This is a genomic window from Salipaludibacillus sp. CF4.18 (assembly GCF_051262595.1).
GTDB lineage: Bacteria > Bacillota > Bacilli > Bacillales > Salisediminibacteriaceae > Salipaludibacillus > Salipaludibacillus neizhouensis.
Map to the genome: position 1 here is coordinate 45,537 of NZ_JBIMEV010000001.1, position 16,661 is coordinate 62,197.

At 40.1% G+C, this 16,661-nt stretch carries 13 protein-coding genes and 1 other annotated feature (1 of these 14 only partly in view); all 13 genes read left to right on the plus strand.

The features are described from left to right. Nucleotides 1-78: a binding site (T-box leader), on the plus strand (it extends 175 nt beyond the left edge of the window). Between the two features lie 89 nt (nucleotides 79-167). The 13 genes from ileS to pyrE all read left to right on the plus strand — a co-directional run bounded on the left by ileS (nucleotide 168) and on the right by pyrE (nucleotide 16,609). Beyond that, on the plus strand, nucleotides 168-2,933 hold the full coding sequence (ileS, locus tag ACHABW_RS00245) for an isoleucine--tRNA ligase (RefSeq protein WP_435753564.1): 2,766 nt from the start codon (nucleotides 168-170) through the stop codon (nucleotides 2,931-2,933). Nucleotides 2,934-3,307: 374 nt separating this feature from the next. Further along, nucleotides 3,308-3,769 carry a signal peptidase II gene (gene lspA, locus ACHABW_RS00250; protein ID WP_435753779.1) on the plus strand — a complete coding sequence of 154 codons (462 nt, stop codon included), beginning with the start codon at nucleotides 3,308-3,310 and terminating at the stop codon, nucleotides 3,767-3,769. Nucleotide 3,770: 1 nt separating this feature from the next. Further along, entirely contained in the window at nucleotides 3,771-4,685 is a 915-nt protein-coding gene (locus ACHABW_RS00255; RefSeq protein ID WP_435753565.1) for an RluA family pseudouridine synthase, read from the plus strand. 197 nt (nucleotides 4,686-4,882) lie between these two features. After that, on the plus strand, nucleotides 4,883-5,428 hold the full coding sequence (gene pyrR, locus ACHABW_RS00260; RefSeq protein ID WP_435753566.1) for a bifunctional pyr operon transcriptional regulator/uracil phosphoribosyltransferase PyrR: 546 nt from the start codon (nucleotides 4,883-4,885) through the stop codon (nucleotides 5,426-5,428). Nucleotides 5,429-5,589: 161 nt separating this feature from the next. Then, nucleotides 5,590-6,918, plus strand: a complete 1,329-nt coding sequence (locus tag ACHABW_RS00265; protein WP_435753567.1) for a solute carrier family 23 protein — start codon at nucleotides 5,590-5,592, stop codon at nucleotides 6,916-6,918. 168 nt (nucleotides 6,919-7,086) lie between these two features. Then, nucleotides 7,087-7,995 carry an aspartate carbamoyltransferase catalytic subunit gene (locus tag ACHABW_RS00270; RefSeq protein ID WP_110936430.1) on the plus strand — a complete coding sequence of 303 codons (909 nt, stop codon included), beginning with the start codon at nucleotides 7,087-7,089 and terminating at the stop codon, nucleotides 7,993-7,995. Then, entirely contained in the window at nucleotides 7,979-9,286 is a 1,308-nt protein-coding gene (locus ACHABW_RS00275) for a dihydroorotase (RefSeq protein WP_435753568.1), read from the plus strand. The genes ACHABW_RS00270 and ACHABW_RS00275 overlap by 17 nt, the downstream gene beginning before the upstream one ends. Beyond that, complete coding sequence (carA, locus tag ACHABW_RS00280; RefSeq protein ID WP_435753569.1) at nucleotides 9,283-10,380, plus strand: glutamine-hydrolyzing carbamoyl-phosphate synthase small subunit; 1,098 nt, start codon at nucleotides 9,283-9,285, stop codon at nucleotides 10,378-10,380. The genes ACHABW_RS00275 and carA overlap by 4 nt, the downstream gene beginning before the upstream one ends. Next, a complete protein-coding gene (gene carB, locus ACHABW_RS00285; protein ID WP_435753570.1) occupies nucleotides 10,373-13,585 on the plus strand; it encodes a carbamoyl-phosphate synthase large subunit in 3,213 nt (1,070 codons plus the stop codon). Before carA ends, carB begins: the two co-directional genes overlap by 8 nt. After that, nucleotides 13,582-14,358 (plus strand): dihydroorotate dehydrogenase electron transfer subunit, encoded by a 777-nt coding sequence (locus ACHABW_RS00290; RefSeq protein ID WP_435753571.1) that lies wholly within the window; start codon nucleotides 13,582-13,584, stop codon nucleotides 14,356-14,358. Before carB ends, ACHABW_RS00290 begins: the two co-directional genes overlap by 4 nt. Further along, nucleotides 14,355-15,290 carry a dihydroorotate dehydrogenase gene (locus ACHABW_RS00295; protein WP_435753572.1) on the plus strand — a complete coding sequence of 312 codons (936 nt, stop codon included), beginning with the start codon at nucleotides 14,355-14,357 and terminating at the stop codon, nucleotides 15,288-15,290. Before ACHABW_RS00290 ends, ACHABW_RS00295 begins: the two co-directional genes overlap by 4 nt. Continuing rightward, a complete protein-coding gene (gene pyrF / locus ACHABW_RS00300; protein WP_435753573.1) occupies nucleotides 15,257-15,976 on the plus strand; it encodes an orotidine-5'-phosphate decarboxylase in 720 nt (239 codons plus the stop codon). Before ACHABW_RS00295 ends, pyrF begins: the two co-directional genes overlap by 34 nt. A gap of 3 nt (nucleotides 15,977-15,979) precedes the next feature. Further along, nucleotides 15,980-16,609: an orotate phosphoribosyltransferase gene (pyrE, locus tag ACHABW_RS00305; RefSeq protein WP_435753574.1), complete on the plus strand. Its 630-nt coding sequence runs from the start codon at nucleotides 15,980-15,982 to the stop codon at nucleotides 16,607-16,609. Nucleotides 16,610-16,661: the final 52 nt, after the last annotated feature.

Consider the following 16,661-nt stretch of genomic DNA (forward strand, 5'->3'; position numbering starts at 1 on the left):
TTAAGTTGAGTGCTATTGGTCAAATAAAAGTCAGCACTTATATGGGTGGTACCGCGGGTTTTCCTTCTCGTCCCAATGTGGATGAGGGGGATTTTTTGTTTTTTTTGGCTATTACAAAGCCTTTAATAAATTATTAATGTAAGAGGAAGTTAAAGGAGGAAGAAAGTATGGAATATAAACAAACATTATTAATGCCGAAAACGGAATTTCCGATGAGAGGGAATCTTCCTAATAAAGAACCCGAGATGCAAGCGGATTGGGAAAGCATGAGAATTTACGATAAGGTTCAACAACGAACAGAAGGAAGACCAATGTTTGTGCTGCATGATGGACCTCCATATGCAAATGGTGATATTCACATGGGCCATGCATTAAATAAAATCCTTAAAGATTTTATCGTGAGATACAAGTCTATGAATGGATTTCAAGCACCTTATGTCCCTGGCTGGGATACACATGGTCTGCCAATCGAAACAGCGCTAACTAAAAAAGGCAAAGTTGATCGTAAAAAAATGACAGTTGCTGAATTCCGCAAAAAGTGCGAAGAATATGCCTTAGTCCAAGTTGATAATCAACGAGAACAATTTAAACGTCTAGGAGTAAGAGGTGACTGGGACAATCCATATGTAACTCTCACGCATGAGTACGAAGCACAACAAATTAAAGTGTTTGGTGAAATGGCTAAAAAGGGCTACATTTATAAGGGGAAAAAACCTGTTTACTGGTCGCCTTCCTCTGAGTCAGCACTAGCAGAAGCAGAAATTGAATACCATGATAAACGCTCTCCATCAATCTATGTCGCATTTGATGTAACCGATGGACGTGGAGTTCTCCAAGGAGATGAGAAATATGTCATCTGGACAACAACTCCTTGGACGATTCCTGCAAATTTAGCAATTGCTTTACATCATGAATTGAACTATGTAGTGGTTAACGTTAATAATAATAAATATATTGTTGCTGAAGGGTTACTTGAATCACTTGTGAAAGAATTTGAATGGGAAAACTATGAAATCACCGCTACTTATAAAGGTGCTGATCTCGAGCATACGAAAGCAAAGCACCCATTTTATGATCGTGAATCACAAGTTATTCTTGGGGATCACGTTACGTTGGATGCGGGTACGGGTTGTGTTCATACAGCACCGGGTCACGGGGAAGATGATTATATTATTGGTCAGCAATACGGATTAGATGTTTTATGTCCTGTAAACGATAAAGGTGTATTCACAGAGGAAGCACCAATGTTTGAAGGCTTATTCTATGATGAGGCGAATAAATCAATTACAGAGAAATTGGATGAAGTAGGTGCGTTGCTGAAACTTACGTTTATGACTCACTCTTATCCACATGATTGGCGTACGAAGAAGCCGGTGATTTTCAGAGCTACACCACAGTGGTTTGCTTCTATTAAAGATTTCCGCGAAGACTTATTAAAGGAAATAGAAGAAGTAACATGGCTTCCTAAATGGGGCGAAACTAGATTATATAATATGGTACGAGATCGTGGTGATTGGTGTATCTCCAGACAACGTGCTTGGGGCGTGCCGATTCCAATCTTTTACGGAGAAGATGGGGAACCTATCATTAATGATGAGACGATTACTCATGTATCTGAATTATTTAGGGAGCATGGATCTAACATTTGGTTCGAATGGGAAACAGCCGATCTCCTTCCAGATAAATTCGAGTCTGAACATAGCCCGAATGGTGTGTTTACAAAAGAAATGGACATTATGGATGTATGGTTTGACTCCGGATCATCACACCAAGCAGTGCTTGAAGAACGTGATGACTTAGTTCGTCCGGCGGATGTTTATTTAGAAGGTTCTGACCAATATCGCGGTTGGTTTAACTCTTCGTTATCTACTGCGGTAGCTGTGACGGGTAAATCACCATACAAACAAGTGATTAGTCATGGATTTACGTTAGACGGCAAAGGCAAAAAGATGAGTAAGTCACTTGGAAACGTCATTATCCCTAATAAGATAATGAAACAGCTAGGTGCTGATATTTTAAGACTTTGGGTTTCTTCAGTGGACTATCAGGCAGACGTAAGAGTATCGGATGATATCCTAAAGCAAGTTGCTGAAGTGTATCGTAAAATCAGAAACACTTTCCGCTTTTTACTCGGAAATCTAAATGATTTTGATCCGAAATCAAATACAGTTGCTTACAATGACTTATCTGAGTTGGATCAATATATGTTAATCAAGTTAGACGATCTTGTAAAGGATGTTAAAACTGGTTACGATGAGTATCAGTTTGCCCATGTTTATAACAAAGTTCATAATTTCTGTACGGTCGAGTTAAGTTCTTTTTACATGGATATTTCAAAAGACACGTTGTACATTCAACATGCCGATCACCTTGACCGCAGAAGGATACAAACGGTGATGCATGAGACGTTAACTACTCTCGTTAAGTTATTATCACCAATCCTTTCCCATACGACAGAAGAGGTGTGGAAGCATATTCCTGGTGTAGAAGAAGAAAGTGTTCAATTGACAGATATGCCTGAAGTAAAGAATTACGACGGCGTAGCTAAGTTGAAAGAAAAATGGGATCGTTTTATGGATCTGCGAGACGATGTATTGAAAGCATTGGAAGAAGCTAGAAATGAAAAAGGAATTAAGAAAAGTTTAAGTGCTCATGTAGTTGTTTATGCAGATGGCGAAGACTTTGAGCTTCTTTCATCCATTGGAAATCTTAATAAGCTATTCATAAGCTCTGAGGCAACAGTAGCTGGAAGTATTTCAGATGCACCGGCAGGAGCGAAAAAATATGAAGCAATTGCTATTGAAATCCTACAGGCTGAAGGTGAAACATGTGAACGGTGTTGGATGGTCACAAAGGAATTAGGAACGAATGTAAATCATCCTAATCTTTGTCCTGACTGCACAGACACAATTGTAAATCATTACGAAGGATAACTAAAAAACTAGTCTAACGGTCCATCAGCCGGTAGACTAGTTTTTTTTTAGATAATTTATAAAATTCTTAGTTATTAGAGACTGTTGTTTCCATTCGAACAGAAGGTTTCGAGACGCTTTCCTCGGGCAATGCTCAAACAACCTTCCGTGACAATAACGGAAGAAAGAGACGAAGTTTTTTAAATTTGCTGGAATGGAACCCGCTTACCCAGGTAACGATAAAACCAATTAAGATTTTGTTATCAAGTGTGGCATAAATGCAAAGATTTATTTAACAAAAAGCGGATATGCTGTTTTTCTTAATTGTCTGTTTCTCGTTGCTATGCTAAAATGCATAAGGGTACATTAAAGCAGTAGTGAGGGGAGACATGGCGTTGATTTATTATGTAATAGCACTCGTTGTGATTTTATTTGATCAACTTACAAAATGGTTGGTTGTACAACATATGGAAATTAGAGAAAGTATTCCACTCATTGAGAATGTACTATACTTAACGTCCCACCGAAACTCAGGAGCAGCGTTTGGGATATTACAAGGGCAAATGTGGCTGTTTTTCCTTGCTACATTGATTGTTATAGGTGTTGTCATTTATTATATAAGGTTATATGGTAAAGAGCAGCCTTGGTTCGGCCTTTCTCTCGGGCTCGTTCTAGGAGGCGCAATAGGGAATTTTATTGATCGGGTATTGTTCGGTGCAGTAGTTGACTTTATTGATACCTATATTTTTTCATATAATTTTCCTATTTTTAACGTAGCTGATTCCGCATTAGTGGTTGGAGTTATTATGCTTATGATACATGTCATTAGAGAAGAAAAAACACAAGGGAAGTCATAAAATGAAAATACATGAATTTAAATCTGAAGAGCAAGGTGTTCGAATAGATAAGTGGCTCACTGAACAAGCCTCTGATTGGTCTCGAAGTCTGGTACAACAATGGATACAAGATGGATTTGTGAAGGTAAACGGAGAAATAACGAAGAGTAACTATAAAATTAAACAGGATGATCATGTAATCATTGATGAGCCTCCTGTAAAAGAACTAGAAGCAGAACCTGAAGAATTAAATCTTGATATCGTTTATGAAGATAGTGACGTGCTAGTTGTGAATAAACCTCGGGGAATGGTTGTTCACCCAGCACCAGGCCATCCTTCTGGGACGCTTGTTAACGGTTTGTTGGCACATTGCAACGATTTATCAGGGATTAATGGTGTCTTGCGCCCAGGGATAGTCCATCGTATAGACAAGGACACGTCTGGACTTCTGATGGTTGCAAAAAATGATTTGGCTCATGAGTCACTCGTTAATCAATTAAAAGCTAAAACGACAAAGCGCAGATACATTGCGATTGTGTCCGGTGTCATCCCTCATGACAAAGGGTCAATTGAAGCGCCAATTGGAAGAGATCCAGATGACCGACAGAAAATGACGGTAACAGAACATCATGGCAGGGATGCTGTCACACATTTTCAAGTGCTTGAGAGATTCGAAAAATACACACATATAGCGTGTGAATTAGAAACAGGACGTACTCATCAAATAAGAGCTCATATGAAATACATCGGTTTTCCGATTGTGTCGGATCCTAAATACGGTCCACGTAAAAAACATGATTTTCCAATTGTTGGACAAGCACTTCATGCAGAAATGCTAGGATTTGTACATCCGAGAACAGAGGAAGAACTTATGTTTCATGCACCTATACCTGAAGACTTGAAAGAATGTCTAATTGTAGCGAAAAATAGCCATTGACAGAGAAGAGCAGGCATGGAATAATGATGATAGATTAAAAACTTAATCCTTTAATTACAGTCCCGTGAGGCTGAGAAGGGAAATGAATTTGAGAAAACCTACCTTTCAGGAGGGATTTCTGAAACAATCATGTACCAACCCCTCTCGCTGTGATCGGCGTGAGGGGTTTTATTTTTACAGAAAAGAGGCTGAAAAGAATGTCTAAGACGATATTAGATGAGCAAGCCATTAGTCGAGCATTAACGAGAATCGCACATGAAATTATTGAACGTAATAAAGGAATCGAAGACTGTATCCTTGTTGGCATTAAAACAAGAGGTGTATATATTGCTCAGCGGTTGGCCAATCGAATCGAGGAAATTGAAGGTAAGAAAGTCGATATAGGTGAAATTGATATAACCCTCTATCGGGATGATTTGTCACATAGGACAAAAGATGAGCAGCCTGAGATAAAAGGAACTTCGATTGATATTGAGATCACGAATAAAAAAGTCATTCTTGTCGATGATGTTCTTTATACAGGCAGAACTGCCAGAGCAGCACTAGATGCTTTGATTGATTTAGGCCGACCTGCTCATATTCAACTGGCCGTCCTTATTGATCGAGGTCACAGAGAATTACCGATACGACCAGACTTTGTTGGAAAAAACGTTCCAACTTCTAATTCAGAAGTAGTGGAAGCGAAATTACATGAAGTAGATGGTATCGAAGAAATTATTATTACACAAAAAACCTCCCTTTAAACCAGTCCGGAGAGGCTGACAAGGGGTATATTCCTCCTTTATGACACTGAAATGCAGGTAAACTGCATTCATTCATAAAGTGACGAAATACCTCTTTGTCCAACAAAGAGGTTTTTTGTTGCAATGAAACAGTTACTGTCAAAACATAGGAGGACATACAGATGAGAACAAAACAGCAGCAAACAGTAGGTATTCGAGAAAAACCCCGATTAGATAAATGGATTATTTTAAGTATTCAGCATTTATTCGCTATGTTTGGAGCTACTATATTAGTGCCGATGTTAACAGAATTAAGTCCGGCAGTTGCACTCGTTTCAAGTGGACTCGGTACATTAGCTTATATTCTTATTACGAAAGGTCGTATTCCTGCATATTTAGGATCCTCCTTTGCCTTTATAGCACCAATCATCGCAGGCATGTCGATCGGTGGACCAGAAGGTGTTATGGTAGGAAGTTTCTTTGCGGGATTATTATACGGAATAGTAGCAATTATCATTCGTGCAACGGGAGTTAATTGGCTTATGAGACTTCTACCACCAATCGTAGTTGGACCAGTTATCATGGTCATCGGATTAGGGTTGGCAAGTGTTGCTATCAATATGGCGATGATCGATCCAGTTTCTGAAACGTACAGTGGCATTCATATGACAGTATCTCTATTTACGCTTTTATTAACAATCATTGCATCGATCTTTTTCAAAGGATTCTTCGGTCTTATACCTATATTATTCGGAATTGTTGGTGGATATATTTTTGCCATGTACCAAGGACTAGTTAATTTTACTCCAGTAAAAGAAGCGAGTTGGATAGAAGTTCCTGATTTTATTATCCCGTTTGTAACATATACTCCTGGTTTTTCATGGGAAATCATTTTTATCATGGTTCCGATAGCAGTCGTGACATTATCCGAACACATCGGTGACCAAATGGTATTAAGTAAAGTAGCAGAGCGAAACTTTATTGAAAAGCCCGGTTTACACCGTTCTATTTTTGGAGACGGCATTGCTACGATCATTAGCTCCCTTCTAGGTGGACCGCCAAATACGACATACGGCGAAAATATTGGTGTCGTAGCATTAACAAAAGTGTTTAGTGTATTTGTAATAGGTGGTGCGGCAGTATTTGCCATAGCATTTGGCTTCATAGGTAAAGTGTCTGCACTTATCACTTCAATTCCTACCGCAGTAATGGGTGGTGTTTCTATACTATTGTTCGGTATTATCGCTTCCAATGGTTTAAGAATGCTGATTGATAATAATGTAGACATTGGTAAAAAACGTAATTTAATTATCTCTTCCGTCATTTTGGTCATTGGAATAGGCGGAGCATTTATACAAATAACGGATGATGTGCAGCTAGCTGGAATGGCTTTGGCAACGATTATTGGAATAGTATTAAATTTGATTTTACCTGGTAAAGATCCTGTGAAATCAAGCAGGGAAATGTTTGAAGAAATGAGTTCTGAAAAAAAGGACAGTGAAATTTCATAGTTACATCCTTTAAAAAGACCCAGTGAGGTTTAGAAGGGTGAATAAAGAGAGGAGATTTTCCTTCTTTATGAGCGCCCTTGAGTATACAAGGGCGTTTTTTTTAAAAGTTAAGAATTTATAACAAAAGACGCTATTCGTTTTTCTTATAAAATTTAAGGAGATGGTTGCATGAGACAGTTGAGAACCTTGAATGATTTATCGATGCCTGAGTTGGAATATTTGTTGAAGGAAGCAGACCGGCAGACATATTCCTCTAAACCAATGCACATGGAACAAATAATTGTTGCAAATCTCTTTTTTGAACCTAGCACGAGAACTAAATGCAGTTTTGAGATGGCTGAAAAACAGCTTGGTATAGAAACGATTGCATTTGATGCTACGCACTCGAGTGTGCAAAAAGGAGAAACGCTTTATGACACAGCCAAAACATTAGAAGCAATTGGTTGTAAAGCGTTGATCATTCGCCATCCGGAATTACGATACTACGATCAATTAAAAGGTTTGAATATTCCCGTTATCAATGCAGGTGACGGAGCTGGAGATCATCCAACACAGTCTCTTCTCGACTTACTGACGATTAGACAGGAATTCCAACGATTTGATTCCTTACACGTCGTTATATGCGGAGATATTAGGCACAGTCGTGTCGCTCATACAAATGCCAAGATCTTAGAAAAACTTGGTGCGAAGGTTTCGTACTCCGGCCCACTAGAATGGATGGATCCTCAATTAAAAGAAGATCAATATTTAACGATGGATGAAGCTGTGGAGCAAGCAGATGTACTGATGCTGCTAAGAATTCAAACAGAAAGACATGATGGCAACGGAGGGTATACACAAGAAACATATCATAATCAGTATGGACTCACAGTAGAGAGAGAAAAGAAAATGAAAAAAGAAGCTATTTTACTACATCCCGCTCCTTTTAATAGAGGTGTAGAACTCGCTGATGAATTGGTAGAATGCGAAAGGTCCCGCATCTTTAAACAAATGAAGAATGGTGTAAGTGTCAGAAAAGCAGTATTGGCTCATGTGTTAAATTTGAAAGGAGAGAAATTTTATGATCGTGTTATATAAAAATGCCCGCAGATATGCAGAAGAAGAAGCTAAATTAGAGGAAATTCATCTATTAGTTGATGACTCAAACGGAACTATTTTAAAATTGTCTAAGCAAGCTATCGATGAAGCAGAGGCCGACAATGTGATTGACGTGAAGAATCTTTTACTTGTGCCAGGAATGGTGGATTTACATGTTCATCTTCGTGAACCAGGCGGAGAGAAAAAAGAAACAGTTGAAACCGGAACATTAGCAGCTGCAAGAGGTGGTTTCACTACGATTGCTGCTATGCCAAACACTCGACCAGTACCTGATTCTCCAGAACACTTTTCGACAATTAATAACAACATGATAGAAAAAGGCAGTGTTCGAGTTCTGCCATATGCCTCGATCACGGAGCGCCAATTGGGCAAGGATATTACCGATATGGAAGCACTAGCGAAGTTAGGGGCATTCGCTTTTACTGACGATGGGGTAGGAGTGCAAGAGGCTGGTAAAATGTATGAGGCAATGAAGTTGGCCGCAAAGTTGAACAAGCCTGTGGTTGCCCATTGCGAGGATAACTCGCTTCTTTTTGGAGGAGTTGTTCATGAAGGTAACTTTTCCAAACAATCAGAAATCCCCGGAATACTCTCTGCATGTGAATCTGTGCATATTGCTCGCGATGTACTATTAGCAGAAGCAACAGGCGCCCATTATCATGTGTGTCATGTGAGTACAAAAGAGTCCGTGCGAGTCATTCGTGATGCTAAAAGGGCTGGTATTTCCGTAACTGCGGAAGTTACGCCGCATCACCTTATTCTTTCAGAGAAAGATATCCCCGGGGATGAGGGGAATTATAAAATGAACCCCCCGTTACGAGGAGAAGACGACCGAATTGCACTCATTGACGGTCTGCTAGATGGCACGTTGGACTTTATCGCAACAGATCATGCACCGCATACAGAAGACGAAAAAAAGCTTTCTATGACAGACGCACCTTTTGGTATAGTAGGACTAGAGATTGCTTATCCTTTATTGTATACAAAGCTCGTTAAACCAGGTGTTTTCACGGAACAACAACTTATTGAATGGCTAACAATCAAGCCTGCAAAAGCGTTCAACTTGCCTTATGGGAAACTAGTAGAAGGTGGAGCAGCAGACTTTACCTTAATTGATCAAAACAAAACGATGAAAGTCGATACTACTCAATTTTTGTCCAAAGGAAAGAACACTCCATTTGCAGGAGAAGAACTTCAATCCTGGCCGGTACTTACCGTCTATCAAGGGAAAACAGCATGGCAAGAAAAGAAAGAGGAGGCCTCTCAATGAAACGACAACTTATTCTTGAAAACGGCGAAACATTTGTAGGAGAAGCAATTGGAAGTGAGCAAGAAAAAAATGGAGAAGTTGTATTTAATACAGGAATGACTGGTTATCAGGAAATTCTTTCAGACCCTTCGTATTGTGGACAGATTGTAACAATGACCTATCCACTGATCGGAAACTATGGGATAAATCGTAATGATTTTGAAAGTGTGAAACCGAGCATTAATGGTCTAATTGTTAGAGAAGCAACAGAGTATCCTAGTCACTTTCGATCTCAGCTCTCCATAAATGACTGGTTAATGAATGAAGATATCCCGGGAGTTCAAGGTATCGATACGAGAAAACTGACTCGCATGATTCGAAATTCAGGTACATTAAAAGGCCGTCTTTGTTCGATGGATGCAGATGTCGAGCAAGTTGTGGCTGAGTTAAAGGAAATGCATTTAGCGACAGACCAAGTATCTCGAGTTTCCACGAAAAGTCGTTATATGAATCCAGGACCTAAAGAGAGAATTGTCTTGATTGATTATGGTGTAAAAAAAGGAATCGTAAAAGACCTTGTTTCAGAAGGATACGAAGTTCTCGTTGTGCCTTATTCCATGACAACCAAAGAGGTATTGGCATTACAACCTGACGGGATTGTTCTAAGTAATGGCCCAGGAAACCCAACAGATGTCCCAGAAGCGATTGAAACAGTGAAAGGCTTGATAGGGAAGGTTCCGATGTTTGGAATCTGTCTAGGTCATCAATTGATCGCCTTAGCTTGTGGAGCAGTAACGACTAAAATGAATTTTGGCCATCGTGGCAGCAACCATCCGGTGAAAGATCTCCGAACAGGTCACATAGCGATGACCTCACAAAATCATGGATTTACAGTCAATGAAAAATCTCTAGAAAATACCGATTTGGAAATCACTCATATCAACGTGAACGATTCTTCAGTAGAAGGAGTTCGTCATAAGGAATTCCCGGTTTTCAGTGTTCAATACCACCCGGAGGCTTCACCAGGACCGGAAGATGCAAAAGGTTTATTCAAGGAGTTCAAACAACTTGTTGAAACGAATCAAGAGGAATTAAGGGGGAAGACACATGCCTAAACGACAAGACATTCATAAGATTCTCGTAATAGGATCTGGTCCAATAGTCATTGGTCAGGCTGCTGAGTTTGATTATGCTGGAACACAAGCTTGCCAGACATTGATGGAAGAAGGCTATGAAGTCATACTAATTAACTCGAATCCAGCAACAATTATGACAGATGAAACAACAGCAGACCGTGTGTACATTGAACCGTTAACGAAAGAGTTTGTTAGTAGAATTATCCGTCAAGAACGACCTGATGGAGTACTCGCAACTCTTGGTGGACAAACTGGTTTGAACTTAGCGGTGGAATTATCGGAGAGCGGCATTTTGGAAGAGTACAAGGTTGAGCTTTTAGGAACTAGCTTAGAAGCGATCAAAAAAGCGGAAGACCGAGAAGAATTTCGAACACTCATGAACCAAATAAATGAACCAGTTCCCGACAGCGATATTATTCATTCTATAGAAGAAGCGGAAGCTTTCGTAAACCGCATTGGTTATCCTATCATCGTTCGTCCAGCTTACACTCTAGGTGGCACAGGCGGAGGGCTTGTGTATGATCATGACGATCTAGTCGAAATTGTCGCAAGTGGACTGCATAGCAGCCCGGTTCACCAATGTTTAATTGAAAGAAGTATTGCTGGTTACAAGGAAGTTGAATATGAAGTCATGCGCGATAAAAATGACCAGGCGATTGTTGTATGTAACATGGAAAATGTCGATCCTGTAGGCATTCACACAGGTGATTCAATCGTAGTTGCACCTAGTCAGACGTTAACAGACCGGGAGTACCAAATTCTAAGAAATTCCTCGTTAAAAATTATCAGAGCCTTAGGAATTGAAGGCGGATGTAACGTTCAGTGTGCAATGGATCCATACAGTGAACAGTATTATATTATCGAGGTAAATCCAAGAGTCAGTCGTTCTTCGGCATTAGCTTCTAAAGCAACAGGATATCCAATTGCAAAATTATCGGCAAAAATTGCTGTAGGATATCAGCTGGATGAATGTATTAATCCGATTACGAAAACAACGTATGCAAGTTTTGAGCCGGCATTGGATTATATTGTTACGAAAATTCCGCGCTGGCCTTTCGACAAATTTGATTCTGCTAATCGCACACTCGGAACACAGATGAAAGCTACGGGGGAAGTCATGGCGATCGGAAGAACTTTTCCTGAATCGTTATTAAAGGCAATTCGCTCGACAGAAGTGGATTTAACACACTTGTACCATCGAAAAAGAGATACATTAACCCGTGAAGAGATTGAGCTGCGAATACACAAAGCAGATGACGAACGAATTCTTTACGTCGCAGAAGCGTTCCGTATTGGCTTAACAATGGAAGAAATTCACGATTTAACGAAAATAGATTTCTACTTTTTGTTTCATATTGCAAAAATTATTGAGCACGAAACAGCTTTACAAACAAGTGGTCTAGAGGAAGATGTCGTTTATAAAGCGAAAAGACTAGGTTTTTCAAATGAAACAGTGGCTGACTTATGTGAAACGACGATTGCAGAAGTTGAAAAGTTTCTTGTCGAAAAAGAAATTACTCCAGTTTTCAAGATGGTCGATACGTGCGCAGCCGAGTTTGCTTCAGAAACTCCTTATTACTATGGTACGTACGAAGACGAACAGGAATCAATCATCACGTCAACTCCGTCTATCCTAGTGTTAGGATCGGGACCGATTAGAATCGGCCAAGGAATCGAATTTGACTATGCAACGGTCCATACCGTTAAAGCGATCCAAGAGTCAGGATACGAAGCAATTATTATTAATAACAATCCGGAGACTGTATCTACTGATTTTGAAATCTCCGATAAGCTTTATTTTGAACCTTTAACTGTGGAAGATGTTATGCATGTCGTTAATCATGAAAAACCTGAAGGAGTCATCGTGCAATTCGGCGGACAGACAGCTTTGAATTTGGCAGATGATTTACAAGCAAGAGGTGTAAAGATCTTAGGAACTTCCTTGGAAAACATGGATGCTGCCGAGGATCGTGATAAATTCGAGCAAAAATTACTTACCTTGGATATTCCGCAACCGCTTGGGAAGACAGCAACGTCTGTAGATGGTGCCTTGGTTATTGCAAAAAGAATCGGTTTTCCGGTATTAGTGAGACCATCTTATGTATTGGGCGGTCGTGCGATGGAAATCGTTTATAACGAACATGACCTTCTTCGCTACATGGAGCGGGCTGTAAAGGTGAATGAAAAGCATCCAGTATTAATTGACCGGTATTTGACCGGTAAAGAAATTGAGGTAGATGCGATTTCTGACGGCGAAACAGTCCTGATTCCCGGGGTAATGGAGCATATTGAACGAGCAGGTGTCCATTCCGGAGACAGTATTGCAGTCTATCCAACTCAAAACATTTCAGATGAACTAAAGAAACAAATTATTGATTATACAATTAGATTGGCAAAAGGCTTTCAAATAAAAGGATTGATGAATATTCAATTTGTTATTCATCAAGATGAAGTTTACGTAATTGAAGTAAATCCAAGGTCGAGCAGAACAGTACCGTTTTTGAGTAAGATAACAGAAGTAAACATGGCAAATATCGCGACAAAAGCAATTCTTGGTCAATCGTTAAAGGAGCAAGGATTTGAAACCGGATGTCTTCCGGAGCCAAAACTTGTTTCTGTCAAGGTCCCTGTCTTTTCATTTGCGAAACTAAGAAGTGTAGATATTACGCTAGGGCCGGAAATGAAATCTACTGGGGAAGTCATGGGTCGAGACTACTCATTAGAGAAAGCTCTCTACAAAGGATTAATTGCGTCAGGCATGAAAATCCCATCCTATGGTTCGGTCTTGTTTACCTTAGCGGACAAGGATAAAGAAGATGCCATGGAACTTGCACATCGTTTCCATCAAATCGGTTATAACTTATTAGCTACTGAAGGTACGGCTGAACGTATTAGAGAAGATGGTATCCCAGTTACAGTTGTGTCGAAACTCGGTGGGGAGTCACCAGATATGTTAGACGTTATCAAAGAAGGTAAAGCACAATTTATCATCAACACTCTAACAAAAGGAAAGCAGCCGGCACGAGATGGTTTCCGTATTCGTCGAGAGGCTGTAGAACATGGAATTGTTTGTATGACATCAATGGATACTGCTGAAGCATTGCTTAAAGTGATGGAGTTGTTTACATTTTCTGCGGAGGCAATGGGTCAAACAAGAGAACACTCAAAGGAAGTGCTTGTATGATTGTAGATAAGCTGGAAATTGTAAAACAGGAGGAGTTGGCCCCTAAAATCTTTGAGATGACGTTGACGGGGAACTCTGTCAACGAAATGGTGACACCTGGACAGTTCCTTCATGTGAAAGTGGCGGATGGCATTGATCCTTTACTGCGACGGCCAATCAGTATATGCAACGTGGATATCGACCAAAAAAAATTGAGCATTATTTACCGAGTAGAAGGAAAAGGGACCAAGCGTTTATCGGAGAGAATCCCGGGAGAGAAAGTTGATATATTGGGACCATTAGGACAAGGCTTCCCCATCGATCAATTAATTCAAGGAAATACTGCCCTTCTCGTAGGAGGAGGGGTAGGAATTCCTCCTCTCTATTATTTAGCGAAATTACTAGTAGCTAAAGGGATTAAGGTCAAAACAATCATTGGATTTCGCACTGAAAAAGATATCTTTCTTGAAAAGAAATTTGCAAAAATTAGTGATGTAACGATCACTACCGAAGATGGTTCAAGGGGAACAAAAGGATTTGTTACGACTGCGATGGAAGAACAGAAAAACAGTTATGATGTTTTTTACACCTGTGGTCCAACGCCAATGTTACGTGCCGTTCAACTAGCTGCTACCTCTACTGGGTATGTGTCACTTGAGGAACGAATGGGTTGTGGAATTGGTGCATGCCTTGCCTGTGTATGTGATGTAAATGAACCTGCAGAGGGTGAGAAGAAGTACCGTAAAATATGCTGTGATGGTCCTGTATTCGAAGCTGGTGAGGTGGTTATATGACAAAATTACACGTGAACTTACCGGGATTACAAATGAAAAATCCGGTGATGCCTGCATCAGGATGCTTCGGATTCGGTCAGGAGTTTGCCAGATTTTATGATTTAAATAAATTAGGAGCTATCGCTGTAAAAGCAGTTACTGCCCATGAACGAAGCGGTAATCCTACACCACGGGTCGCCGAAGTGGATGGGGGGATGCTTAATGCCATAGGTTTGCAGAATCCTGGATTGGAGCATGTTACGAAACATGAACTCCCGTGGTTAGAGAAATTTGATACACCTATACTTGTAAATGTTGCGGGCAACGAGATAGAAGATTATGTGCATGTTGCTGAAAGTATTTCAAAAATTGGAAATGTAGCTGCAATTGAACTCAACATTTCCTGTCCAAATGTAAAAGAGGGTGGCCTTTTATTTGGTACGGACTCCGTGATGGCGGCAGAATTAACGAAAGCAGTAAAAGCCGTTTCAAAGGTACCTGTTTATGTAAAGTTATCACCAAATGTCACAAATATTGTGGAAATGGCAAAAGCGGTTGAAGCAGCAGGCGCTGACGGATTATGTATGATCAACACGTTAGTAGGGATGAAGATAGATCTGAAAACAGGACAGCCAGTCATAGCTAACAAAACAGGAGGACTTTCTGGTCCTGCGATAAAACCTGTTGCAATCCGAATGGTATATGAGGTCAGTCAGGCAGTAGAGATTCCAATCATAGGGATGGGCGGCATTCACACTGCAGATGATATATTAGAGTTTATGATGGCCGGCGCTTCAGCGGTTGCAGTAGGAACAGCTAACTTCGTAGATCCGTTTGCTTGTCCGACATTAATCGATGATTTAGAAAAAAGAATGAAAGAGTTAGACATAGAAGATATTACTTCGATCATTGGAAGGGGATGGAAATCATTAAACAAAAGTATCTCTTCATAGCTTTAGACATGGATTCAAAACAAGAAGTAGATAGATTTTTATCCTATTTTACCGAAGAAAAAATTGCCGTGAAAGTAGGGATGGAATTATTTTACCGCCTTGGTCCATCGCTCATTTCCGAGCTGAAGGCTCAAGGGCATACGATATTTCTTGACTTGAAACTTCACGATATCCCTACAACGGTGGAAAGAGCAATGAAGCAACTGGCAAGATTAGAAGTGGATATGGTAAATGTCCATGCGATGGGTGGACTAGCCATGATGCGAGCTGCAAAAAGAGGGCTGGAAAATGGCACTCCTTCTGGTAAATCAGTTGCTAAAATAATTGCAGTAACTCAGCTGACGAGTACAACCGATAACATTTTGAAGCACGAAATGGCTGTGGATCTACCTTTGGATAAGCATGTGTTGCATTTATGCCATCAAGCCCAGTTAGCTGAGCTTGATGGGGTAGTATGTTCTGCATTGGAAGTTCCCTTAATTAAGGAACATTGTGGCCCTTCCTTTGAAACGGTTACGCCGGGTATACGTCTTAAAAGTGATGCTGCAAACGATCAGGCGAGAGTAGTTACGCCTAATAAGGCAAGAGAACTAGGTAGTGATGCGATTGTAGTTGGGCGCGGAATAACGCAAGCTAAAGACCCACTTAAGGCTTACCATAACTATTTAAAAGAATGGAGTAATTAAGCTATGAGAGAAAAAGAAATCGCAAAAATTTTATTGTCTATCAAAGCAGTATCTTTGAATCCAGAAAACCCATATACATGGAGCTCAGGAATGAAATCCCCTATTTACTGTGATAATCGATTAATCATGTCTTCTCCGGAGGAAAGAAAGTCAGTTATTGAGATATTCGTTTCCTACATAAAAGAACATTTTTCCGAGGTGGAGGTCGTTGCCGGCACAGCTACTGCAGGAATACCACATGCAGCTTGGATTGCGGATCACTTAGGGATCCCAATGATTTATGTGCGTTCCTCTTCGAAAGGACATGGTAAACAGAATCGGATTGAAGGGAAATTAGAAACTGGGAAAAAAGTGCTCGTGATTGAAGATCTCATCTCTACAGGTGGTTCTTCCATTGAAGCGGCAGAGTCAGTAAAAGAGGCAGGTGGATCAATTCTAGGTATCTGCTCAATATTTACCTATGAATTAGCAGCAGCAAAAGCAGCTGAACAAGAAGCTGGCTACCCGTTAAAATCGCTTACAACTTACTCAACACTAATTGATGTAGCGGCTGAAAATAACATGATTACAGAGAAAGATCTTTATTTGTTACAGGAATGGCAGAAAAACCCGAAAACTTGGTCATCAAAATAATTCATTAATAGAATTAACATTCTGTGGCGTCTCATTGATTCTTCAGGAATCT

Coding starts and splice junctions, on each gene's coding strand:
- carA (WP_435753569.1), top strand. CDS start 9,283: ATGAAACGACAACTTATTCTTGAAAACGGCGAAACATTTGTAGGAGAA.
- ileS (WP_435753564.1), top strand. CDS start 168: ATGGAATATAAACAAACATTATTAATGCCGAAAACGGAATTTCCGATG.
- ACHABW_RS00255 (WP_435753565.1), top strand. CDS start 3,771: ATGAAAATACATGAATTTAAATCTGAAGAGCAAGGTGTTCGAATAGAT.
- ACHABW_RS00265 (WP_435753567.1), top strand. CDS start 5,590: ATGAGAACAAAACAGCAGCAAACAGTAGGTATTCGAGAAAAACCCCGA.
- ACHABW_RS00290 (WP_435753571.1), top strand. CDS start 13,582: ATGATTGTAGATAAGCTGGAAATTGTAAAACAGGAGGAGTTGGCCCCT.
- pyrR (WP_435753566.1), top strand. CDS start 4,883: ATGTCTAAGACGATATTAGATGAGCAAGCCATTAGTCGAGCATTAACG.
- pyrF (WP_435753573.1), top strand. CDS start 15,257: ATGGAAATCATTAAACAAAAGTATCTCTTCATAGCTTTAGACATGGAT.
- ACHABW_RS00295 (WP_435753572.1), top strand. CDS start 14,355: ATGACAAAATTACACGTGAACTTACCGGGATTACAAATGAAAAATCCG.
- carB (WP_435753570.1), top strand. CDS start 10,373: ATGCCTAAACGACAAGACATTCATAAGATTCTCGTAATAGGATCTGGT.
- pyrE (WP_435753574.1), top strand. CDS start 15,980: ATGAGAGAAAAAGAAATCGCAAAAATTTTATTGTCTATCAAAGCAGTA.
- ACHABW_RS00270 (WP_110936430.1), top strand. CDS start 7,087: ATGAGACAGTTGAGAACCTTGAATGATTTATCGATGCCTGAGTTGGAA.
- ACHABW_RS00275 (WP_435753568.1), top strand. CDS start 7,979: ATGATCGTGTTATATAAAAATGCCCGCAGATATGCAGAAGAAGAAGCT.